The organism is Zhongshania sp., from assembly GCF_029212375.1.
Classification (GTDB): Bacteria; Pseudomonadota; Gammaproteobacteria; order Pseudomonadales; family Spongiibacteraceae; genus Spongiibacter.
On sequence record NZ_JARGNU010000006.1, the window covers coordinates 76,894 to 99,831 of the forward strand.

Consider the following 22,938-nt stretch of genomic DNA (forward strand, 5'->3'; position numbering starts at 1 on the left):
ATGTTGAGACATCCTGATATCGATCCGGTTGCGTTGCAGCTTGGGCCACTTTCGATACATTGGTACGGGCTGATGTATTTGGCAGGTTTTGCCGCTGCGTGGTTTTTGGCAAAGCGTCGCAGTCACCAGCCATGGAGTCCCCTCAATGAAGCGCAAGTGGAGGATTTGATTTTTTACGGCGCCGTTGGGGTGATCTTGGGTGGTCGTTTCGGCTACGTCATATTTTATAATTTCCCTCAATTTTTGCAGGATCCGCTGTGGCTGTTTCGGGTCTGGGAAGGCGGTATGGCCTTTCACGGCGGCTTGCTGGGCGTGATTATTGCGGTGGCGCTATATGCTCGAAAAATCAAAGTGCCGGTGGTGGCGCTCTGGGATTTTATTGCGCCGCTGGCGCCCATTGGTTTGGGGCTGGGGCGCATTGGTAATTTCATTGGTCAGGAGTTATGGGGCCGACCGACCGATGGCCCGTGGGGAATGCTGTTCCCGCGCGACCCATCGCATTTACCTCGGCATCCGTCGCAGCTTTACCAGTTTGCGCTAGAGGGCGTGTTGTTATTTGTGATTCTATTTTTCTTTACCCGTAAGCAGCGACCGCCCCTAGCGGCGGGAGCCTTGTTTTTGCTGTGCTACGGAAGTTTCCGCTTTGTGGTGGAGTTTGTTCGTGAGCCCGATCGCCATATTGGCTTCGATGCGCTGGGTTGGCTTACGCGGGGGCAGGAATTATCGCTGCCTATGATTATAATTGGCGGGTTTTTACTGGCGTTGGCGTATAAACGCAGCGCAGCCAATGGCAAGGTGGGGAAATAATATGCAGCAGTATCTCGATTTGTTGCGAGATGTTCGTGACAACGGCACCGACAAAGGTGATCGCACTGGGGTGGGTACGCGTTCGGTGTTTGGTCGCCAGCTGCGCTTTGATCTGCAGCAGGGTTTCCCGCTGATGACCACCAAAAAAGTGCATTTGCGCAGTATTATTTGCGAGTTAATTTGGTTTTTGCAGGGCAGTTGCGACAATAACTGGCTGCGCGAGCGGGGCGTATCTATTTGGAATGAATGGGCCCTAGAAAATGGCGATTTAGGGCCTATTTACGGCAAGCAGTGGCGCAGTTGGGCCTGTCCTGACGGTAGCACCATCGATCAAATTAGCGAAGTTATCGACATGATTCGTCGCAAGCCCGATTCGCGGCGCTTGTTGGTGAATGCGTGGAACCCAGCAGATCTTCCCGATGAATCGCTAAGCCCGCAGGAGAATGCGCGTCGTGGTCGCGCCGCGCTGCCGCCCTGCCACACTTTATTTCAGTTTTATGTCGCTAACGGCCGGTTGTCGTGCCAGCTCTATCAGCGCAGTGCGGATCTTTTTCTGGGGGTGCCTTTCAATATCGCCAGCTATGCTCTGCTAACGCACATGATTGCCCAGCAGTGTGATTTGGATGTTGGCGATTTCGTGCATACCTTTGGTGATTGTCACTTGTATCAAAACCATCTCACCGACGAAATCGTTGAAGAGCAGCTCCGGCGCACACCAAAGCCGCTGCCGAAGCTCGTTATTAAGCGGCGGCCTGAGTCGGTGTTTAACTACGACTTTGAAGATTTTGAGTTTGCGGGCTACGAGCCTTATCCGAGTATAAAAGCACCTATCGCTGTTTGATGTTGGGGATTTCATGTCTGTAAGTATTTCGATGATTGTCGCGATGGCGAATAACCGCGTGATAGGTGTGAACAATGAGTTGCCTTGGCACTTGCCGGCAGATCTCAAGCATTTTAAAACGACGACCATGGCTAAGCCCATTGTGATGGGGCGCAAGACTTGGGAGTCTATTGGCAGGCCTCTGCCTGGGCGGCGCAATATTGTGGTGAGTCGGCAAGCGGATTATGTCGCAGAAGGGGCAGAGGTGGTCGCCAGTGTGGATGCCGGTATTTCCTTGGCGACCGCGCACGCAGTGGCGGAGGGTTTGTTGGAAATTGTGGTTATTGGCGGCGAGACGATATACCGCAGCGCGCTGGCTAAAGCCCAAAAAATCTATTTAACCGAGGTCGATGTCAGTCTAGATGGCGACGCTTGGTTTCCCGAATTGCCAGAAAATGAGTGGCGGGAGACGGCTAGAGAGTGTTACCCCGTAACAAATACCGAGAGCTTGGCTTACAGCTTTGTCACTTTGCAGCGGATTTCCGTTGAGTAGCAAGTAATTTGTACAATTAACAAACAGCACTCTGGGATCTCGGCGAGATGAGGGCGCGTATTGAACGTTACTCAGAAAGGAGTTGTTGTTACCTTAGTTCTCGATTTTGTAACGCATCAACCCAGCGAGAAGGCAATAATTTTTATATTACGAAACATTTAGTTTTCTCGTTGATTCTTACGTTTGCTCATGATTAAAATAAGCTCCGCTGTATGAAAGCACGGTCTTACGACTGGCCGTACGGCTGAACTAGATAATAAGCTCTGCTTTCACTAAACGTCCCAAATAGGAAAAGCAATTCCCATGAAAACGCAACGATTGAAAACAATCGCGCTGGCGGTCGGTATGGCTGTTGGTATGCTGGCTGTGTCGCCGGCCTACTCAGCTACAACTGCTGGGCAAGATCCTGCGGCAGCACAACTGCCACCCCCTAAGCCACTGATTCCTGTTAGCAAAGTTCTTGAGGTAGGTCAAAAAAGAACTAAAGCAGCGAAACAGTCACAAGTAAAAATCGACCGTCTGGCAGCAGACACAGGTGATTTGCTACAAGACTATAAAACGGTAATGAAGCAAGTAGATGGTTTGCGCATCTACAATGGCCGTCTTGAAAAGCAAATCACTGGCCAGTTACGTCGTATCTCTGGTCTAGAAAAGTCTGTTGACGATGCAACGGTTATTCAGCGTCAAATTACGCCTTTATTGATTCGTATGATTGACGGTCTTGAGCAGTTTGTTGCTCTAGACGTGCCTTTCCATATCGATGAGCGTAAAGAGCGTGTTGAATTTCTGCGCAACAATATGGATCGCTCAGATATTTCTATCGCTGAAAAATTCCGTCAGGTTCTTGAAGCATACAAAATTGAGAACGAATACGGTCGTAAAATTGATAGCTACAAAGGCGTAGCGCTCGTTGAAGGTTCTGAGCGTGATGTTAACTTCCTGCGTATTGGTCGCATTGGTTTGATGTATCAAACTACCGATGGCGAGCAGTCTGGCGCTTGGGATCAAGACAAGCGTAGCTGGGTTGAATTGGATGCTGGCGACTATCGCGGCGCGATCCAAAAGGGTCTGCGTATTTCGAATAAGCAGGCTTCTATCGATATTATGAAACTCCCGATTCCTGCTCCGGAGGCTGCGAAATAATGAAACGTAATCTATTTAACGCCGCAGTGCTTGCGTTTAGCGGTTTGATTGCCGTTGCAGCTATGCCGGCTATGGCCGAAGACGCCAAGTCACTAGATGAACTTCTGAAAATGGTTGAACAAGGCCGTGTTTCAGAAATCCGCGAACACAAAGAGCGCGAACAGCGTTTTGCTGCTGCTCGCTACGACCAGCAGAAAACACTGGACGAAGCAAAGCGCACTTTGGCTTCAGAAGAAAAGCGTTCTTCCGATCTGGAAAAAAGCTTTGAAGAAAATGAAACCGTTATTGTTGAGAAGCAGCGTCAGCTGAAAGAGCGTCTGGGTACGTTGACCGAGCTGTTTGGTCACCTGACATCTACCGCTGGTGATTTGCGTTCTAACTTCCAGTCATCACTTATCAGTATTCAGTTCCCTCAGCGCGAACAGTTTATCGATGATTTGATTGGCAAGATGTCTGGCGCAGAAGAGTTGCCTAGCATCGAAGAGATTGAGCGTGTTTGGTTCGAGCTTCAGCGTGAAATGACTGAGTCTGGTCGCGTTGTTAAATTCCGCACCACTGTAACCAGTGCTGGCGGCGAGAAGAGCGAGCAGGACGTTATCCGTGTTGGTACCTTCAACGCTGTAAATAGCGATGGCGAATACCTGCAGTACATTGCAGAGAATGGCACACTGGCCGTATTGTCTCGTCAGCCTAGTGGTCCATACATGAGCTGGGCAGAAGATCTTGCTAGCTCTACCTCTGGCATGAGCGCATTCGGTATTGACCCTACTGGTCCTACTGGTGGCTCGTACTTGGCCGCTCTGATTGACAGCCCAACGTTAACTGAACGCTGGCACCAAGGTGGTGTGGTTGGTTACGTTATCAGCGCCGTCGGTGCTCTGGCTATGCTGATTGCAATTTGGCGCTTGATTGTACTTTCTATGGAAGACATGAAAGTTAACAGTCAGCTGAAAAGCAAAAAGGCTAACCCAAATAACAGCCTTGGTCGCGTGTTGAAAGTCCATGAAGATAATCCAAGCATGGATCCTGAGACTCTGGAACTGAAACTGTCAGAAGCAATTCTGAAAGAAACGCCACGTCTTGAAAACTCGCTAAACCTGCTGAAGATTATTGCCGCAGTTGCCCCTCTCTTGGGTCTGCTGGGTACCGTAACCGGTATGATTATCACCTTCCAGGCCATCACCATCTTTGGTGCTGGTGATCCAAAAGCAATGGCTGGCGGTATCTCTGGTGCACTGGTAACTACTGTACTCGGTCTGGTGGTAGCGATCCCAACAGTTCTGCTGCACACATTTGTGAGCGGTCGGGCCAAGAAGATTATCCATGTTCTTGACCAGCAAACTACGGGCATCATTGCCGAACACACGGAAGGTCACGCGGGGAATTAAGCGATGTACCTACTGAATGAATGGGCGGAGATAATTCGACGATTCATGGATGCAGGCGGCGACGTACTTTGGGCCATCGCCGGCCTGACATTTCTGATGTGGACTCTCGCTCTTGAACGACTTTGGTATTACAAATTTGAGCTGTCGAAAGACGTCAATGGTGCCATTGGTAGCTGGGAGAAGCGCGCAGAGCGTAAATCTTGGAATGCCAAGCGAATTCGCGAAAAGTTGATATCGCAAGTATCACTTAAAATTAATGCGAGTTTGCCAATGATCCAAACAATGGTGGCACTGTGTCCACTATTGGGATTGTTGGGTACTGTTACCGGTATGATTGAAGTGTTTAACATCATGGCGGTAACAGGTGGCGGCGATGCTAAATCGATGGCCGGCGGTGTTTCAAAAGCAACAATCCCGACAATGGCGGGTATGGTTGCAGCCTTGTCAGGCGTTTTCATCAATACTTATGTTAAAAGTATTGCAGAACGTGAGAGCGAGCTTTTGGAAGACCATCTGACAACAGATCACTAAGAGAGCTAACATGAGAAGGAATAAAAGAGGCGGACAAGAGGATAATCCCTCTGAAATAGACTTAACGCCGATGCTCGACGTTGTGTTTATCATGTTGATCTTCTTTATTGTAACAGCGTCCTTTATTAAGGAAGCTGGCGTCGAGGTGAACCGCCCTGACGCATCAACATCAAGTAAAAAAGAGAATGTTAATATTCTGATTGCTGTAACGGCAACCAATGAAATCTGGATTGATAAGCGCCGGGTAGACAAGCGCGCAGTTCGCTCGATTGTAGAGCGGATGCACGCTGAAAATCCAAAAGGTGCCGTGGTTATTCAGGCTGATAAAGCTTCGAATACCGAGACGGTTACTGCGGTTATCGACGCTAGCCGGTCGGCTGGTGTATACGATGTTTCATTGGCCACTGAAGACAGCTGATCAATATGAATATTCGACTTTTATATGGTGCCGCATTGGCATTTTTGGTGACAGCAGCGCTGTTCATCATAATGCCTTCGCTTATCGAGATGGCTGATAAAACGCTGGATGAAAAACCGCGTACGAAGCTGGCCGATATTCAAATGCCGGACACCAAAATTGAAACAATGAAGGACAGCAAGCCTGATAAGCCGAAGGAGCCAGACGAGCCACCACCGGATATGGATCAACCTGAGATGGAAGACATCAATCCAAATATGGAAGTTGTCAACATGACTCCAACTCAGAGTGTCGATTTGACAAATACTGCTGGGGGGCTTTCAGCTTCCGATGGTGAGTATTTGCCAATCGTCAAAGTTGCGCCAATTTATCCGCGTCGTGCGCAAAGTCGGGGTGTTACGGGTTATTGTACGGTTGAGTACACGGTAACAAAAGCGGGTACCACCCGTGATATCGTCGCCGTAGATTGCGAGCCGTCCGGCTATTTTGAGCGAGCCTCCGTAAAGGCAGCAGAGAAGTTTAAGTACAAACCGCGTGTGTCCGACGGCGAGCCTATTGAGGTGCCGGGCATACAAAACCGGTTCACTTATGAGTTGGAGAAATAATGTCTGATTATCACTCGAGCACTAAAGCGATGCGTCCGGTGTTGGTCAAGCTGGGTTGTTCTCTGGTCTTAGGTGTCGCCACAGTGTTTGCAATGCCGGTAGTAAGTACCGCATTGCAGCCACTGATTGGTGAGCAAAGCGTGGGCATTGCCCACGCCGCTGATAAAAAAGAGAAGCCCAAAAAGAGCACACGTAGAACGCCAGCAATCCGCGCTAAAATTTATGAGAAATTAAATGAAGCGCAGATTGCTGCGGACGAGAAAAAGTATAGCCAAGCGATTAATCTGCTGAATGAACTTCGCGATAAAGAAGGGCGGAATTCACTCAATAGCTATGAGCTTGCTAATTTGTACAATATGTATGCGTTTATTTACTTTACGCAGGAAAAGTACGATTTAGCTTTGGACGCATACCGCAACGTGGTGAAGCAGCCGGATATTCCGGAGGCGATGGAGTTAAACACCAAGTACACCATCGCTCAGCTTTACTTCGTGAAAGAGGATTACAAGAACGGCGTAAAAACTCTGCAGGAATGGTTTAAAGCGAAAAAAGATATGCAAGAAGATCCTGGTGCCGGTGCTTATGCACTGCTGTCGCAGGGTTACTACCAGCTCAAGGATCTAGATCGGGCGTTGAAGTACATCGAAGTTGCTATTGATGACTACACCAGCCGTGGCAAGATTCCTAAAGAGCAGTGGTGGGGTTTGCAGCGCTTTTTGTACTATGAAAAGAATGATATCAAGCGCGTAACAGCGATTCTTGAAGAAACCTTAAAGCATTACCAGAAGAAAGCCTACTGGCTCCAGCTTTCATCTATGTATAACGAACTGAAAATGGACAGTAAAGCGACTGCAGCGATGGAGACGGCTTACACTGAGGGCGTTCTAGATAATGATAAAGAGCTGATTAATATGGCGTATCTCTTCCTGTCTCAGGAAGTGCCGTACAAAGCAGCTAAGGTGCTTGATAAAGGTATTAAGAAAGGCGATATACCTGCTACCTCTAAGAACCTTGAATTGCTAGGTAATGCTTGGCGTCAGGCTCAGGAGTTAAAGCGCGCGATTCCAGAAATGGAAAAAGCGGCGGCGAAGTCTGATAAGGGCGAGCTGTGGTCGCGTTTGGGAAATATTTACCTAGATAATGACGAGTTTGATAAAGCCGAAAAGGCGATTGAAAACGCGTTTAAGAAGGGTGATCTCAAGCGTCCAGATACCGCTTACTTGGTGCTGGGCATGGCACGCTTTAATCTACAAGAATATGAAGGTGCTAAAAAGGCCTTTAAAGAAGCGGCTAAAAGTGAGAAGTCTAAAGACTACGCCACACAGTGGATGGCGTTTATGGCTAAAGAGCTAGAACGTCAGGCTGCACTGGCCGAATAAATAGCTTTGAACTTTTGATTAAAGGCACCTTCGGGTGCCTTTTTTTGTGGGCGGTAATGTTTGATCAAAAGTGGCGTGTACGTGTGGTGATAATATGATATTCGACTACAATTATTTGAGGCGTTGTTTTACCAGAGTAATGTATAAAAACAATGAGTAAGCGAATGTTACCCTCTGATTGCGCAGTAGACGTTGGCGTTCGGGCTCTATATGGTTTGTGTCGGTCTTTAACGCCAGTCGCTATCACCGGCATCAATATTTGGCCACTGAGTTGCGCTGCTATTTTGGCTTTTTCGTCTGCGGCATTGGGCAATTCAATAGATTCAGATCAGCCCCAAGAAGGATTTTTCAAACGTTCAATCTTAAGCGCAGAAGAAACCCGAGATGAATGGTCTGAATCGTGGGTAGATTTTGCCGAAGGTGTAGACCGTTATTTTAGTAAAGAAGATGCGCCGCCAGATTATAAAAACGAAAGCTACGTTAAGATTCAACTTAAGCAGACATGGGAAGAGCATGGCGAGATCCAAACCGACGTTCGCGTAAAGGCTAAGTTTGACCTACCCAATACGCAGCGCAAAATGAAGCTGTTTTTTAGTAGTGATGAAGCGAGTGAGAATTCTTTAGAAGAGCGAGTGCGTAGCAATTCAACTGGAGAGCGCTTTAGTCGAAAGGAGTCTGTTTCGGGTATAGAAATAACTCCCGATAGCGAGTGGCATAAATGGAAGCGCTCGGCGCGATTAGGTATTAAATTAAAGGCGCCGTTAGTGGGCTTCGGGCGTTATCGGCTGCGCAGGCCGTTCAATAATTGGGGCGCATGGACGCCCGAGTTCCTGCAGGAAGTGTGGTATTTTAGTGATCGTGGCTGGGGTGAGACGTCGGAGTTTGAGTTGCGACGCCCCTTGGGAGACCTGCTGGGCTTGCGTTATTGGACGGTGCTCGAGTACGAGGATCAATATGATTATTTCCAAAATGTACATGTCTTTTCGTTAAGCCAGAGATTGTCTGATCGGAGTTCAGTGGATTACCGAGCAGGATTGGTGTTTTCAACTGAATTTCAAGCACAGTTATCCGCCTATTTTATTGGTACAAGTTACACCTACAAGCTCTATGAAGAGTGGGTCTTTGTAACGGCTAGTCCTGAGGTGTTTTTTCCTCGGAATAACAACTGGAATGCAGAGGCCAGTTTCACAATAAAGCTAGATGTATACTTTTCCCGATAGCCCGAGCGAGTTATAGCGCAAGTTTGAGTAGTAACTTGTAACGTCGTTGTCTCATAATAATAGGCTGCGACAACAGCGGCTATTTCAAGTAATTACTGTTCAGCTAGTGCGCTAAAGGCTGTGTAATTTGGCGCACGCTGAATCCAGCTAATTAGTTAGTCGTTAGACCTAATATTTCAATTTGGCGCGATATATGCAGGTGAGTTAATTCACTAGTCTGCCGTTTATAGGCATTGTATGTGGCAAATCGAAACGTAAGTTTTGAAAGTAAAGGATATTTTCGAATAGGGAATCATTGGCCGCAGACTTGTAATACCAATGAATCAATGATCGGGCTTGATTAAAATGCGGCTTCCGCAGGAGATGTAATGACAATTCGCGTGGCTATTCACCACAAAACCTATTACAAGTTTGACCGACTGGTCAATTTGTCGCCCCACATCATTCGTTTACGGCCCGCGCCTCATAGTCGTACTCCTATCCATAGCTATAGCATGAAAGTAGTTCCAGAAGCTCACTTTCTAAATTGGCAACAGGACGCGTTTGGCAACTATCTAGGTCGTTTAGTATTTCCAGAGAAAACCGATAAGTTTTCGATTGAGGTAGAAGTTATCGCCGATATGACGGTGATAAATCCCTTTGATTTTTTTCTAGAAGAATACGCTGAAAAATTCCCGTTTTACTACAAAAAGCAGCTTAAGAAAGAGCTTACTCCGTATTTAGAAAAGGAAAAGCAGGGCAAGAATTTCAATAAGCTCTTAAAGTCGATTTCTAAAGCCCCAAGGGCAATGAATGACTTTTTGGTGGAAGTGAACCAGATTCTTGAAAAGAAAATTGAGTATTGCATACGCTTTGAGCCCGGCGTTCAAACGCCGGAAGAAACGCTTACTCTTGCCAAAGGCTCCTGCCGTGATTCCGCGTGGCTATTGGTTCAACTTTTCCGTCACTTGGGCTTGGCTGCACGCTTTGCCTCTGGCTATCTGGTGCAACTGAGTTCAGACGAGAAATCCCTCGATGGCCCCAGCGGACCAGAGAAAGATTTTACCGACCTACACGCTTGGTGCGAGGTGTATATTCCCGGCGCTGGCTGGATAGGCCTAGATCCAACTTCGGGTTTATTTGCGAGCGAAGGTCACATTCCCCTAGCCTGCACGCCAGACCCTGTTTCGGCGGCGCCCATAGAGGGCTACACCGATGAGTGTGAAGTTGAGTTTGACTACACCAATGAAGTTGTGCGAGCTCACGAAGACCCGCGCGTAACCAAACCCTATAGCGATGACCAATGGGCAGATATTTTGTTACTGGGCGATGCGGTTGATCGCGATTTAGTGGCTAAAGATGTCCGCCTGACAATGGGTGGCGAGCCGACCTTTGTATCGGTAGACGACATGGAATCTGCGCAGTGGAATATTGAGGCCTTAGGCGCCGATAAATTGCGCTTGGCAAAAACCTTGCTGCTGAAGTTGCGCAACCATTTTGCCAATACTGGCTTGCTGCATTACGGACAGGGCAAGTGGTATCCCGGTGAAGAAGTGCCCCGCTGGGCGCTGGGTTTGTTCTGGCGCAAAGATGGTGAACCGCTGTGGACTAAGCCCGAGCTGCTAGCCCGAATTGATCAAGACTACGGCCACACAGTTAAAAATGCCGAAAAGTTTGCAGTTAAGCTAGCTGGCCTCCTGAGCCTAGCCAAAGACTATGTGCAGCCGGCCTATGAAGACGCTTTGCACTATTTATTGCAAGAGCAAAAAATACCCCAAAATATTGATATTCTCGCCGCTAAAATCAGCGACGATTTAGGTCGCCGCCGCTTGGCGCGCCTGCTGGAGCGTGGTTTTAAAGACCCCAGTGGCTATATTGTACCGCTGGCCTGCGACCCTGCCACTGGCGAGTGGAGCAGTAGTATTTGGAATGTGAAACGCGAGCGCCTTATTCTCACGCCGGGCGATTCGCCGATGGGCTTACGTTTGCCACTGGGTGATTTGCCGGAGTCTATGACCCCCGAAATACCCGCAGACCGTGACCCCTTTGACCCCCGCGGCGATTTACAGGCGCGGGAGGCTATTCATTTCCCGCTGGAGTCTAACCCGCCCACGCCGCAGAAATTACAGGGTGCGAGTAAGGCGATTGCCGATGCCCTTGATGGTACTCTACCACTGGTACGCACGGCGATGTGCATTGAGGCTCGCGGCGGTAAAGTGCATATTTTTATGCCGCCTTTGCACAGTCTCGAGCATTATATTGAGCTGGTGGCCGCTATTGAAGAAACCGCCGATGAGCTGGCAGTACCGGTAATCATCGAAGGCTACGAGCCACCGCGAGATCCGCGTATTCAAAAACTATTGGTAACGCCAGACCCTGGTGTTATCGAAGTGAATGTGCACCCCACGTCTAACTGGCAGGAGCTGGTCGCTAACACGACCGAGCTATATGCAGCGGCGCGGGAGTGTCGCTTGGGCGCCGAGAAATTCATGCTCGACGGGCGCCACACCGGCACTGGAGGCGGTAACCATATCACCCTTGGTGGGGCGACACCGGCCGACAGCCCAGTGCTACGTAGGCCTGACCTGCTGCGCAGCTTAGTGACTTTTTGGCAGCACCACCCCAGCTTGTCTTATATCTTCTCTGGCGCCTTTGTTGGCCCCACCAGTCAGGCGCCCCGCGCTGATGAGGGGCGGGATGAAATGCTCTACGAGATGGAAATTGCATTTCAGCAAATGCCCGAAGGTTTGGCTGACCAGCCGTGGTTGGTCGACCGGCTCATGCGCAACTTGCTCATAGATATTACCGGCAATACCCATCGCGCCGAATTCTGTATCGATAAACTGTATGCGCCAAACAGTGCAACGGGGCGCTTGGGCTTGTTGGAGTTTCGCGGTTTTGAAATGCCCCCCCACAGCCGTATGGCCTTGGTCCAAGCACTGCTGATTAGAACCTTGGTAGCGCGGTTTTGGGCTGAACCCTATAAAAAGCCGTTGGTGCGTTGGGGTACGGCATTGCACGATAAGTTTATGATGCCTCACTACCTGTGGCAGGATATGAACGAAGTGGTCGCCGATTTACAGGCTCATGGCTACCCCTTCAAAGCAGAATGGCTGCTACCATTTGAGGAATTCCGTTTCCCTCATTACGGTCGAGTGAAGCTCGACGAGATTGAAATTGAACTGCGCTGGGCGGTAGAACCGTGGAATGTATTGGGTGAAGAGGTCGGCAGTTTTGGCACCGCGCGTTACGTGGACTCCTCGGTAGAGCGCTTGCAAGTGAAGGTAAGTGGCTTAACGGATGGCCGCTATATTCTCGCCTGTAATGGCCGTCGCGTGCCGCTGCGCAACACCGCTACCCATGGCGAGTACGTGGCAGGGGTGCGCTACCGCGCTTGGGCGCCACCATCGGCCCTGCATCCCACTATTGGGGTACATACCCCGCTTATCTTCGATCTAATTGACACCTGGACCGGACGCTCTATGGGTGGCTGTAGCTATCATGTATCGCATCCAGGCGGTCGTAGCTATGAAACCTTCCCTGTTAATGCAATGGAGGCAGAGGCGAGGCGCGGCAATCGTTTTGGTACGCTAGAGCATACCCCAGGGCCGTATACGCCACGGCCAGACCTCGACGCAGTAAGGGAGTTCTTTCCCGAGCCGCCGCGGCCGTTGGCGCCGCCACCGGAGGAGTCGCCAGGTGAGTATCCCCATACTCTCGACCTCCGTCGGCAGCCCAACTGGATAGGTTAAAAAATGTAACTAGTACTTCTAAAGCGGGTCTGCCCCGTTAAACAAATGGCCGTGTATTGAGTACATGGCCATTTTTGTATTTAGGGTGCAGGCTTTAGTTCACAGTTTACACAATGGCATCTCTACGATTGGGGGATGTATTGTAATATTATTTTTTTCAATGACGTCGGCCGCATTAGGGCGATATTTAACAAAGCGGATTGAAACCATGACTGTTTTCCCAAAGGCTCACTGGCGTGGGCTGTTGAGTATGATACTGCTTGGCTCGGCGTTACTGGGCTGCAATCAGAGCAAATCGTCTACACCCGCTGCTAGTCTTGCCGAGCCGTCGATTACTGCTAGTGATAATGGCAGCGCGGCGATGTGCAATGCCGAGCCTTCAGGTTCAGCCATACCGCGTTTGCAACGTGATGGTCGCTGGTTGGTGGATCAGCATCAGCGTGTGGTTATCAGTCACGGGGTTAACTTGGTGTGGAAGTTGGCGCCGTATTTTCCGCCAAACAGCCCCGAAGGGTTTACCGCAGCAGATGCCGATTGGTTGCTTGAACACGGTTTTAATACCGCGCGTATTGGCACCTTATGGATAGGTGTCTCGCCGACCGCGCCGGGGGAAATCGACCAGAATTACCTCGAGCAGTGGGATCGTGTTGTGCAGTTATTAGCCGAGCGAGGTATCTGGATACTCTTCGATTTTCATCAAGATATGCTCGGTGAGATATATCAGGGCGAGGGGGTGCCAGAATGGGGCATTCCGCAAGGTTTAATGACCCGTTTATTGGGTTCGCCAGCGCTGGGTTTCCCCTTCAATTACTTCACTCCCCAGGTCTCTGAAAGTTTCGATAAGCTATGGGCCGAACGAGGTCCAATCTGGCAGGGATATAGCGATGCGTGGCAGGCGCTCGCCAGCCGTTGGGCGGATCAACCCTATAGCATGGGCTACGATTTGCTCAACGAACCTTGGGCAGGTCTTGAGTGGGCAACATGTATTTTACCAGGTTTAGGCTGCCCTGCATCTGACCGCGAAATACAGCCATTCTTCGAACGAGCGATCACCGCTATCCGCGGCGTTGACGCCAATAATATGGTTTGGATCGAACCGCAGCTACTGGCCGGTGGCACGGGTACGCCTACCGGATTTACCCCCATAGCCGGCGAATTGCAGCTTGGCTATTCGGTGCATAACTACTGCCCTCTAACGGCCTTGTTGCAAGCAGCAGAACTCGGCTTGCCGATTCCCGATGTACTGCCAGACACCTGCCAAGGATTCGAGGGTAAGGTCTTTGAGCAGGCGCGAATTACCAGCGAACGCATTGGCGCGGTGGAGCTTGTGACCGAATTTGGTGCAAGCGACGATCCGGTGCTCCTAAATAGGGTGGCGAGCTTGGCAGATAGCCATTTAACAGGCTGGCAGTACTGGGCCTATAAAAATTGGAGTGACCCTACCACTCAATCCCAAGAAACTGGCGCGCAAGGCTTGTTCAGCGACGACAGCAACTTGAATAGTGTGAAACTGGATAAACTCAAAGAATTAGAGCGTAGCTACCCCCAAGCCACAGCGGGTATTCCACTGGAATTGTCCTTCGACAGTATTAGCGGCGACTTCCACTATCGCTATCAAATTCGTCCCGCAGGCGCCGACACTCAAATTTACCTGCCGCAAATACACTACCCCAATGGTTACGAGGTGGAGGTTAGTGGCGCGAGCGTGGTCTCTGCCACCGGCGCCAATTTGTTGATGCTGCACAATAGTAGCTGCGAAGGTGAAGTCGAAGTTGTTGTTCGCCGGTCTACTGCTGCTTTGGACTATTAATAGTGGCGTAAATCTCGGTGCTGCCGTCGTTTAATAGCAGCAAAATATCGTAGGCTTGAAAACCTCTGCCCATATCCATGCCGGGACTACCCATTGGCATGTTCGCGACGATTAAGCCGCGGGCGCCACTGGGTTTCTCCGCTAAAAATTGGGTGATATAGCGTGCGGGTATATGGCCTTCAAATACAAAGCCGTCGCTAGATACTGAGGTGTGGCAGGCTTGAAGGTTGGCGGGAATGCCCAGCTCAGCTTTTAGCGCATTTAGGTTGACGTGGTTTTGCACCGTGGTCGTAAAGCCTTGCTGCTGGGCGTGTTCAATCCATGCGCCGCAGCATCCGCAGTTAGGGTTTTTGTGTACTGATAACTCTGTGCTTGCTGCACGTTGGAATGGTGCAGCGGCATTTTCGCCGTAGCTATTGGCACTTACTACTGCAGCCATTACCAAAAGAAATAGACTGGTCTTTAGTTTAGAAATAGACATGATCGCTCCGCGATAAACATAGCTTTTAAGTCAATAAAACAAGGTCGGCATACAAGTAGCCGTGTATTGAGTTTGTTTACAGCAATTGGCCCAAAATGTAGGCGCAATTATCCTGCGCTAGCTATGGATGGGAGGGCGGTAAAGGCTGATGAGCGGGGCGGGTTTGGGGTGTTTAATAGTAGGTATAGCGCGCATTTGCGGTGCTGGGTGTAGCTTGATGATAGTGCTGCTGCTCAGTAATGCGGCGGTCGCGCAACTGCTTTTAGGGCATTCGTTTTGCTGGGTGTTGCAGCAGTTGTCGCTGCTGTCTTGCATTAAATCCTTTGCCGCCGACTCGGCCATGTTCATGGCGCTGTGATCAATAGGCATTGCCCCCATGGCTGAGCCGCCCATATTCATTTGCTCTGGGCAGGGGGCGTAGGCATAGGCAAACGACTGAGCAAGTAAGCTCAGTAATAGCAAAACAATATGGAGATGCCTAGTTTGCTTATTTGCCATTAAACGGGTGCCATAAATAGTGGTGTACCACTTAGTGCGCAGATGGTTTGCTATTCTCGACCGGCTTGGTCAATAGGTCAAGCTGGCTGTTCGAGGTCTTCTATTACTGAGATTAGCCGGTATACCACCTGTCCGGCTTTCTTTTCTTTATCAATCTGCCAATTGGCGGGTAGGGCGGGCAGGGCCTCGTCGCTGGCGGTTTCTACATAGATTTGGGTGTGGGGCTTTAGCGCCTGCTTGGCTAAGTTGGCGATAACGGGGGCTAGCAAGTCCAAGTGAAATGGTGGGTCGAGAAAAATAATATTGTAGCTTTGTGCGCTTTTCCCCAAAAAAGCCAAGGCTTCTTTGCTGTGTACAGTGGCGTGTGGGCAGCGCAGGTTTTCCAGTTGTTGGCGGATTTGCTGGCAGCTATTGCGATCGGTGTCGACAAAATCACAGTGCGCGGCATAGCGCGACAGCGCCTCTAGCCCCAAGGCTCCAGAGCCAGCAAATAAATCGAGGCAGCGCGCGCCGTGAATCGTTGGGTTTAGCCAGTTGAACAGGGTTTCGCGAATGCGGTCGCTGGTTGGGCGCAGGCCAGCAGCGCCCTCAAAATCCAGCTTGCGGCTGCGCCACTGGCCGCCAATAATCCGCAGGCTACCCTGTTGGCGGGTACTTGTGCTTGCTTTGGGCGCTGAATTGCTTGAATTGCGAGGGGCTTTGGGCATGGTGTTTCCGGTGCCAGTTACTCAGAGAAATGGTAGGATACGGCTTTTATTTATGCTGTAAACCTTAACGGAATATAAATACCCGCATGACAGAGAATTCAAATCCGCCTGAGATCGAGCCTGAAACCAAAAAAAAGGGTTTATTCGCCCGTTTTAAAGAGTCTTTTGTCGGTTCGGAAGAAGATTTGGCGGCATTGGCTGCGGCCGAAGGCTTTATCGACGACAAAGAAATAGCCCCTTGGCAGCATCTGGAATTAACCCCAGAAGAACAGGCCTCCCTACTGGTCCGCTTTCGTGAAGGCCTGAGTAAGACCGGCGCCCAATTGGGCGAGGGCATGGCCAACCTCTTTCTTGGCCGCAAAGAAATTGACGACGAGCTCCTCGAAGAGATCGAAACCCATCTGCTCATGGCCGATGTTGGGGTGGATGCCACCCAAGAAATTATCGGTAATCTCACTCGTCGGGTGTCGCGCAAAGAGCTAGACAACCCTGAAACCCTGTACGTGGCACTACAGGAAGAGTTGAGTACGTTATTAGCCGCCGCCGAAGAAGAACTGGTAATTCCCGAGGGGCCAGGCCCCTATGTAATCCTTATGGTTGGAGTTAACGGCGTGGGTAAAACCACCACCATTGGTAAACTGGCCAAGCAGTTTCAGGCCGGTGGCCGCTCGGTAATGCTAGCGGCGGGTGACACCTTTCGCGCCGCAGCGGTAGAACAGTTACAAGTGTGGGGCGAGCGCAATGAGGTGCCGGTAATTGCCCAGCACACCGGAGCCGACAGCGCCTCGGTATTATTCGACGCGCTGCAAGCCGCCAAGGCGCGCAAGGTTGATATTCTTATCGCAGATACCGCCGGTCGCTTGCACAATAAAGACAATTTAATGGAAGAGCTGAAAAAAGTGGTGCGGGTGCTCAAAAAACTCGACCCTGAGGCGCCCCACGAAGTGATGTTGGTGCTGGATGCAGGCACCGGCCAAAACGCCCTGTCGCAGGCCAAGCATTTCCAAGCGGCTGTAGGCGTGACCGGCCTAACCCTGACCAAGCTCGACGGCACGGCCAAGGGCGGCATTGTGTTTGCCATTAGCAAACAGCTGGGAATTCCTATTCGCTTTATTGGCGTGGGTGAGGGTATTTTAGATCTGCGCCCCTTCCGCGCTACTGAGTTTGTTGGCGCGCTATTTGGTTGGACGCAGAAACAAAAATGATTCAATTCGATCAGGTCAGCAAACGCTACGAAGGCGGCTATGAGGCACTCAGCGATGTGAGCTTTCATATCCCACGCGGCGAAATGCGCTTTTTAACCGGCCATAGCGGCGCCGGAAAAAGTACCTTGCTGAAACTGATCATGGTGATGGAGCGCGCGAGTAGCGGCCAAGTGATTGTTGGTGGTCGCAATTTGTCTAAATTAGCGGTGCGCCATATTCCTGAGGTGCGCCGCGAAGTGGGTGTGGTGTTTCAAAACCATCAGCTCCTGTTTGATCGCAGCGTTTACGACAATGTTGCGCTGCCACTGATTATTGCCGGTTATGGCCATCGGGATGTGGGTCGCCGAGTTCGAGCCGCGCTAGATAAAGTCGGCTTACTCGACAAAGAGCGTAAAAACCCCATTACCCTGTCTGGTGGTGAGCAGCAGCGAGTGGGCATTGCCCGCGCTGTGGTAAATAAGCCCGCGTTATTACTGGCCGATGAGCCAACCGGTAACCTTGACCCTCAGCTCTCTGCCGAGATCATGCATCTGTTTGAGCAGTTTAAGCAGGTTGGCGTCACCGTGCTTATTGCCAGTCACGATTTAGCGTTGATCGCCCGTATGCCCTACCGTTTGCTTACTTTGCGCAAAGGCCGCCTTATTACGGCGGGAGGGGCTGATAATGGCCCAGAATAAACTCAATAAACGCCGTTTAGGTCAGCTTCAGGCACCTGCTGCGCGTAAAGATGTGCAAGGCGCGCGCCGCCATAAAACCGGTTTACGCGATCGTCTTGCCAGTTATCGCAGCCATCATCGCCAAGTTGCCCTCGACAGTCTGCGCCGTCTATTGCAGCGGCCAGCGGCCACATTGCTGACCAGTTTGGTTATCGCCATTGCCCTCGCGTTGCCGGTGAGTCTGTATATTGGCTTGAATAATATTGAGGCGGTGAGTAGTGGCTGGGAAGGCGCTGCGCGTATCTCTTTGTTTTTAAAGCCTAATGTTTCTACTGCTCAGGCCGAGAGTCTGCGCCGCAGTATTGCCGGCCGCGATGGTGTGCAAAGCGCCGAATATATTTCGCCAGATGCCGCCTTGGTGGAGTTTCGTGCCAGCTCTGGGTTTGGTGATGTACTCGATCAATTAGACAGCAACCCGCTACCCGGCCTGATTGTGGTCACTCCCCGAGAGGCCAATAGTTCGGCGGAGGCGGTCACGGCCTTGCAACAGCTTTTGGCGAAGCTGCCCGAGGTCGACTTGGCCAAATTGGATATGGCGTGGTTGCAGCGCCTGAATCAAATCACGGAATTGGGGCGGCGCCTGACCTTAGCCTTGGGTGGGATGCTGGCGGTGGGCGTATTGCTGATTATTGGCAATACCATCAAATTGGCCATCGAAAGCCGACGCAGTGAAATTTTGGTCGTAAAACTGGTGGGTGGCACCAACGCCTTTGTGCGCCGGCCCTTCCTTTATACCGGTTTTTGGTATGGCTTGTGTGGTGGGCTGGCGGCATGGCTATTGGTGCAGTGTGGGCTGTGGTGGTTGCGAGAGCCGATTGCCGAATTGTCGGTGTCTTATCAAAGTGATTTTCACCTGCTAGGCTTAGGCGTGATCGACAGCCTGATGTTGTGGCTATTTGCCGGAAACCTAGGCCTGCTAGGCGCTTGGCTGGTAGTCGGGCGAGAATTGCGAGCGATAGAACCAAGTTGATCCCCTTATTTTTCTCGTTATAGACAGTGGGGTGCGCGATTAGGTCTTAAAGGGGCTTGAACTTTTAATGGTTTGAGACTCTAATAAGTGCCAGTGTTTTTCATCAATATCTAGGAGGAGTGCAATGAGTACCCATCTGCAGCCGATACAGCAGCTTGTACCGGGTGGCGACCTCTCTGCATATATTCAGTCGGTTGGTCGTATTCCGGTGCTTAGCGCAGAGCGCGAGCGCGAATTAGCCGAAGATCTCTTCTACCACGAGAGTGTAGAGGCTGCCCGCCAGTTGGTTATGTCTCATCTGCGCTTTGTGGTGCATATCGCCAAAAGTTATAAAGGCTATGGTTTGCCCCAAGCTGACCTAATTCAAGAAGGCAATGTTGGCCTGATGAAGGCGGTTAAGCGTTTTGATCCTGAAAAAGGTGTGCGTTTGGTGTCTTTTGCCGTGCATTGGATCAAGGCCGAAATTCACGAATACGTGTTGCGCAACTGGCGTATTGTTAAAATCGCCACCACCAAGGCCCAGCGTAAGCTGTTCTTCAATTTGCGCAGTGCAAAAAAAGAACTGTCTTGGTTGAGTAACGACGAAGTGAACGATGTTGCCGCTGATTTAGGCGTTGATGTTGCCGAAGTGCGCCGCATGGAAGGTCGCTTAAGTTCGGTTGATATCGGTTTTGACGCCGACGCCGACGACGAGCGCGGCCCCGTTGCTCCAGTACACTATTTAGAAGACCACAGCACCGATCCAGCCAAGTTATTAGAATCTGACAACTTGGAAGAGAGTAACCACCAGCACCTGAGTTTAGCGCTGGGCGACCTCGATGATCGCAGTCGCGACATTCTGCAAAGTCGCTGGTTGAGCGACACCAAAGCTACCCTGCACGATTTGGCTGATCGCTACGGGGTATCTGCTGAGCGTATTCGCCAGCTTGAACAAGCCGCAATGAAAAAATTGCGCGCGGCGATGGAAGCCTAAGCGCTTAGCGACCAATTAGCTTAAATACTGTTAAAAGCCCCGCCTCGCGGGGTTTTTTTGTATCTAGCCGGGGTTTTTGCCCGTATCGCTGGCCCTGTACTTTTGCAAACCCGCCGACATCCGTACAATAGCGCCTTTAAATGCAGGCAGGACTGGGCAATGGCTTCGTTAACGCTTTTTCTGGCAGCAGTACTCGGGTTTTTGGCCGTCGCGCTGGGCGCCTTTGGCGCTCATGGTCTAAAGGCGAGCTTATCGGCAGAGATGATGGCAGTCTATCAAACCGCCGTGCAGTATCACTTTTACCACTGTTTTGCGCTCTTAGTGGTAGGTCTGCTGATGCACAGCGGTGTTCAACTGCTGTCCCTGCGGATTGCTGCGGTACTATTTTTTCTTGGGGTACTCGTGTTTAGCGGTAGTTTGTACGCACTGGCGCTTACCGAAATTCGAATTCTTGGCGCCATCACCCCCATTGGTGGCCTGATGTTTTTAGTGGCTTGGGCCTGCTTGGCTTATTCTGCTTGGAAAGCGATGTAATGACTGAACATGCGGCTCCGTTGCGCCGGCGGATTAAAAGCTTTGTAATACGTACTGGCCGGATGACCGACGGTCAAAAACGTGCATATGAGATTAATTTTAATAATTGGGGCTTAAAGCGCGCCAATGGGCCAGTGGATTTTGCTGAGGTCTTTGGCCGCCAAGCGCCAACGGTCCTTGAAATTGGCTTTGGCATGGGCGACTCCCTTGCCGAAATGGCCACTCAAGCGCCAGAACTGAATTTTGTTGGCATTGAGGTGCACACCCCAGGCGTTGGTCGCCTGTTGTACCTCACAGAGCAAGCGGGGCTGAGTAATCTGCGCGCCTACAGCGACGACGCGGTAGAAGTTCTCGCCCACTGTATCCCCGACAATAGCCTGAGCCGTGTCCAAGTATATTTTCCCGACCCGTGGCACAAAGCCCGCCATCAAAAGCGGCGCTTAATTCAGCCAGAATTTGTGCAAGTACTACGCAGTAAATTAAAAATTGGCGGCGTACTCCACCTAGCCACCGACTGGGAAAACTACGCCGAACACATGATGGAAGTCATGAGCGCCGCTGAAGGCTATCAAAATAATGCTGGCGCTCAGCAGTATTCGCCTAAACCCGACTACCGGCCTAATACCAAGTTTGAAAAACGCGGCGAGCGGCTCGGACACGGGGTGTGGGATTTGTTGTTTTCTAAGGTGAGTTAATGCAGCGATTAGCGGTGTGAACGAGCAGCGCAGGGCGCCGTAAAAATAATTGCGCTGAGCCTAGGTGGAAAATCGCTTGTGGTTCGTCTTATGTGAACTTATTTAGCCTAGGAGTAGGGCTTTGTCCGCAGAAGAAGTGATCAATACCGTATTTTTATCCTGCAAGTCTTTGCTGGCGGCGGTCGTGTCACGCATTGTCCCACCCCACGAAATTGAAGATATTGTGCAGGAAACCTACGTTCGGGTCTGCCAGAGCAAGGCCAAGGGCGATCTTCGTGAGCCTCGCGCTTTTATGGTAAAAACCGCCCGCAACTTGGCGCTGGACCATATTAAGCGTGCCGAACAGCGTCTGACTTGTTCTATGGATTCGCAGTTAGACTGGGAGTGTGTCGCCCGTGATGACAGTGATCCCTACCGCCAAAGTGTTTCCAATCAGGAGTTTTCACGATTTTGTGAAGCGGTGCGGCAATTGCCTTTGCAGTGCCGGCGGGTATTTGTGCTTAAAAAAGTGTATGGCCATTCCCAGCGTGAGATTGCGCAAAAATTGGGGCTTAAAGAGAGCACAGTCGAAAAGCATATCGCGAGGGGAGTCCTCTTGTGTGCGCGATATTTGGAATCAGTAGCGCCAAACACCACATTGACGCAGAGAGAGTCGCCTAAGGGGACAACGGGGGAGCGTCGATGAGCAATGTAGTTGATTTGTCTGATCATCAGCACGCGCAGCACCGCGCCAGTGAATGGTTGGCAAAAATAGATCGCGGTCTTAGCCCAGACGAAGAGCAGCGCTTACATATTTGGTTAAGCGCGCGGCCAGAAAATCGGCAAGCACTCTTGGCGCTGTCTGACCAATGGGATGCGATGGATGAATTAGGGCGCTTGGCTGAGATATTTCCTGAGCCGGAGTATCGCCGTGAACAAGGTCGCTGGCGGCGGCATCCGGCAATATTGTCGCTGAGCTTTGTATTTTTGGTGGCAATTGCCTTGGGCGTTTGGTTTGCGAGCCACGTCAATTCGGTGCCGGCGATGGCCGTGGCTATTAAACAAGTAGAAAACCGTTTTGAGACGAGCCGTGGTGAGCAGTCTACGGTAACACTGCTCGACGGCTCCCAATTGACGTTGAATACCAATACCCTAATTCGCGCAGTGTATACCCAATCCGAAAGGCAAATTTATCTAGAGCGGGGCGAGGTCAGTATTGAAGTTGCTCATAATCGCCAACGACCATTTATTGTATACGTCGAAGATAAAATGGTGCGGGCAGTGGGCACGGCATTTAATTTAAAAATAAGAGCAGATCAGCGGGTAGAGTTGATTGTTACCGAAGGCAAGGTGCTGGTTGGTTCCCATAAGACCGCTGGCGGCAGTCACTCAGTTACACAAATGCGCGACGAACCGGCATTTAACTCTGCGGAGGCTGCACCCGTCGCGGCCGGACAGCGTATGCTGCTAGGTGATGCGCTAGAGCAAGTGCAGGCAATTAAGCCCGAAGATATCCGTGTTCAATTGGCGTGGCAGAGTGGTAGCTTAGTGTTTCGTGGTGAATCCCTAGAGGAGGCCATAGCCGAGATTGAGCGCTATACGCCGGTTGAGTTTGTTATTCAGGATGACGATCTCAAGCAGCTGCGCGTTGCTGGTATGTTCCGCACGGGCGATGTAGAGGGCTTGCTGGCAAGCTTAAAAGAGAATTTTAACGTTTCCTCGCAGCGTGTTAGCGCAGAAAAAGTCATTTTAACTAGGAGGTAGAATGGTACATA

Annotated in this window: 23 protein-coding genes; 20 read left to right on the forward strand and 3 right to left on the reverse strand. The window is 50.7% G+C overall.

The annotated features are described in order from the left end of the window. The 12 genes from lgt (at position 1) to P1U47_RS08245 (ending at position 14,405) form a co-directional block, all read left to right on the forward strand. Entirely contained in the window at positions 1-807 is an 807-nt protein-coding gene (gene lgt, locus P1U47_RS08190; protein ID WP_301028234.1) for a prolipoprotein diacylglyceryl transferase, read from the forward strand. Between the two features lies 1 nt (position 808). Further along, positions 809-1,648: a thymidylate synthase gene (locus tag P1U47_RS08195; protein WP_301028236.1), complete on the forward strand. Its 840-nt coding sequence runs from the start codon at positions 809-811 to the stop codon at positions 1,646-1,648. Positions 1,649-1,661: 13 nt separating this feature from the next. Next, positions 1,662-2,180 carry a dihydrofolate reductase gene (locus P1U47_RS08200; RefSeq protein WP_301028237.1) on the forward strand — a complete coding sequence of 173 codons (519 nt, stop codon included), beginning with the start codon at positions 1,662-1,664 and terminating at the stop codon, positions 2,178-2,180. 303 nt (positions 2,181-2,483) lie between these two features. Further along, complete coding sequence (locus P1U47_RS08205) at positions 2,484-3,323, forward strand: DUF3450 domain-containing protein (protein WP_301028239.1); 840 nt, start codon at positions 2,484-2,486, stop codon at positions 3,321-3,323. Beyond that, complete coding sequence (locus P1U47_RS08210; RefSeq protein WP_301028241.1) at positions 3,323-4,711, forward strand: MotA/TolQ/ExbB proton channel family protein; 1,389 nt, start codon at positions 3,323-3,325, stop codon at positions 4,709-4,711. Before P1U47_RS08205 ends, P1U47_RS08210 begins: the two co-directional genes overlap by 1 nt. Positions 4,712-4,714: 3 nt before the next feature. Continuing rightward, a complete protein-coding gene (locus P1U47_RS08215) occupies positions 4,715-5,242 on the forward strand; it encodes a MotA/TolQ/ExbB proton channel family protein (protein ID WP_301028242.1) in 528 nt (175 codons plus the stop codon). Between the two features lie 10 nt (positions 5,243-5,252). Next, entirely contained in the window at positions 5,253-5,660 is a 408-nt protein-coding gene (locus P1U47_RS08220; RefSeq protein ID WP_301028243.1) for a biopolymer transporter ExbD, read from the forward strand. 5 nt (positions 5,661-5,665) lie between these two features. After that, on the forward strand, positions 5,666-6,265 hold the full coding sequence (locus P1U47_RS08225; protein WP_301028244.1) for an energy transducer TonB: 600 nt from the start codon (positions 5,666-5,668) through the stop codon (positions 6,263-6,265). Then, positions 6,265-7,644, forward strand: coding sequence for a tetratricopeptide repeat protein (locus tag P1U47_RS08230; RefSeq protein WP_301028245.1), 1,380 nt, complete (start codon positions 6,265-6,267; stop codon positions 7,642-7,644). The genes P1U47_RS08225 and P1U47_RS08230 overlap by 1 nt, the downstream gene beginning before the upstream one ends. Positions 7,645-7,808: 164 nt before the next feature. After that, positions 7,809-8,864, forward strand: coding sequence for a hypothetical protein (locus P1U47_RS08235; protein WP_301028246.1), 1,056 nt, complete (start codon positions 7,809-7,811; stop codon positions 8,862-8,864). A 368-nt stretch (positions 8,865-9,232) separates the two neighbouring features. Continuing rightward, complete coding sequence (locus P1U47_RS08240; protein WP_301028247.1) at positions 9,233-12,595, forward strand: DUF2126 domain-containing protein; 3,363 nt, start codon at positions 9,233-9,235, stop codon at positions 12,593-12,595. A gap of 208 nt (positions 12,596-12,803) precedes the next feature. Then, on the forward strand, positions 12,804-14,405 hold the full coding sequence (locus P1U47_RS08245) for a cellulase family glycosylhydrolase (protein ID WP_301028248.1): 1,602 nt from the start codon (positions 12,804-12,806) through the stop codon (positions 14,403-14,405). Here P1U47_RS08245 and P1U47_RS08250 read toward each other — a convergent pair. From P1U47_RS08250 to rsmD, 3 genes are all read right to left on the reverse strand, one after another. Continuing rightward, on the reverse strand, positions 14,383-14,886 hold the full coding sequence (locus P1U47_RS08250) for a DUF411 domain-containing protein (RefSeq protein WP_301028250.1): 504 nt from the start codon (positions 14,884-14,886) through the stop codon (positions 14,383-14,385). The genes P1U47_RS08245 and P1U47_RS08250 overlap by 23 nt on opposite strands. 117 nt (positions 14,887-15,003) lie before the next feature. After that, positions 15,004-15,384 (reverse strand): hypothetical protein, encoded by a 381-nt coding sequence (locus tag P1U47_RS08255; RefSeq protein WP_301028252.1) that lies wholly within the window; start codon positions 15,382-15,384, stop codon positions 15,004-15,006. Positions 15,385-15,461: 77 nt separating this feature from the next. Beyond that, a complete protein-coding gene (gene rsmD / locus P1U47_RS08260; protein ID WP_301028254.1) occupies positions 15,462-16,091 on the reverse strand; it encodes a 16S rRNA (guanine(966)-N(2))-methyltransferase RsmD in 630 nt (209 codons plus the stop codon). Between the two features lie 86 nt (positions 16,092-16,177). On the opposite strand from rsmD, the gene ftsY reads away from it, so the two are divergent. The 8 genes from ftsY to P1U47_RS08300 all read left to right on the forward strand — a co-directional run bounded on the left by ftsY (position 16,178) and on the right by P1U47_RS08300 (position 22,927). Beyond that, the gene (gene ftsY, locus P1U47_RS08265) at positions 16,178-17,296 is read left to right on the forward strand and encodes a signal recognition particle-docking protein FtsY (protein ID WP_301028255.1); all 1,119 of its coding nucleotides are present in this window, start codon (positions 16,178-16,180) and stop codon (positions 17,294-17,296) included. Further along, positions 17,293-17,973, forward strand: a complete 681-nt coding sequence (gene ftsE / locus P1U47_RS08270) for a cell division ATP-binding protein FtsE (protein ID WP_301028257.1) — start codon at positions 17,293-17,295, stop codon at positions 17,971-17,973. Before ftsY ends, ftsE begins: the two co-directional genes overlap by 4 nt. Next, positions 17,960-18,982, forward strand: coding sequence for a permease-like cell division protein FtsX (gene ftsX, locus P1U47_RS08275; RefSeq protein WP_301028258.1), 1,023 nt, complete (start codon positions 17,960-17,962; stop codon positions 18,980-18,982). The genes ftsE and ftsX overlap by 14 nt, the downstream gene beginning before the upstream one ends. A gap of 124 nt (positions 18,983-19,106) precedes the next feature. Next, positions 19,107-19,955, forward strand: a complete 849-nt coding sequence (rpoH, locus tag P1U47_RS08280) for an RNA polymerase sigma factor RpoH (RefSeq protein ID WP_301028261.1) — start codon at positions 19,107-19,109, stop codon at positions 19,953-19,955. 159 nt (positions 19,956-20,114) lie between these two features. Further along, on the forward strand, positions 20,115-20,489 hold the full coding sequence (locus tag P1U47_RS08285; RefSeq protein WP_301028263.1) for a DUF423 domain-containing protein: 375 nt from the start codon (positions 20,115-20,117) through the stop codon (positions 20,487-20,489). Then, a complete protein-coding gene (trmB, locus tag P1U47_RS08290; RefSeq protein ID WP_301028264.1) occupies positions 20,489-21,184 on the forward strand; it encodes a tRNA (guanosine(46)-N7)-methyltransferase TrmB in 696 nt (231 codons plus the stop codon). The genes P1U47_RS08285 and trmB overlap by 1 nt, the downstream gene beginning before the upstream one ends. Before the next feature lie 121 nt (positions 21,185-21,305). Then, complete coding sequence (locus P1U47_RS08295; protein ID WP_301028265.1) at positions 21,306-21,869, forward strand: sigma-70 family RNA polymerase sigma factor; 564 nt, start codon at positions 21,306-21,308, stop codon at positions 21,867-21,869. Then, positions 21,866-22,927, forward strand: a complete 1,062-nt coding sequence (locus tag P1U47_RS08300; RefSeq protein WP_301028266.1) for a FecR family protein — start codon at positions 21,866-21,868, stop codon at positions 22,925-22,927. Before P1U47_RS08295 ends, P1U47_RS08300 begins: the two co-directional genes overlap by 4 nt. The last annotated feature ends 11 nt before the right edge of the window (positions 22,928-22,938 follow it).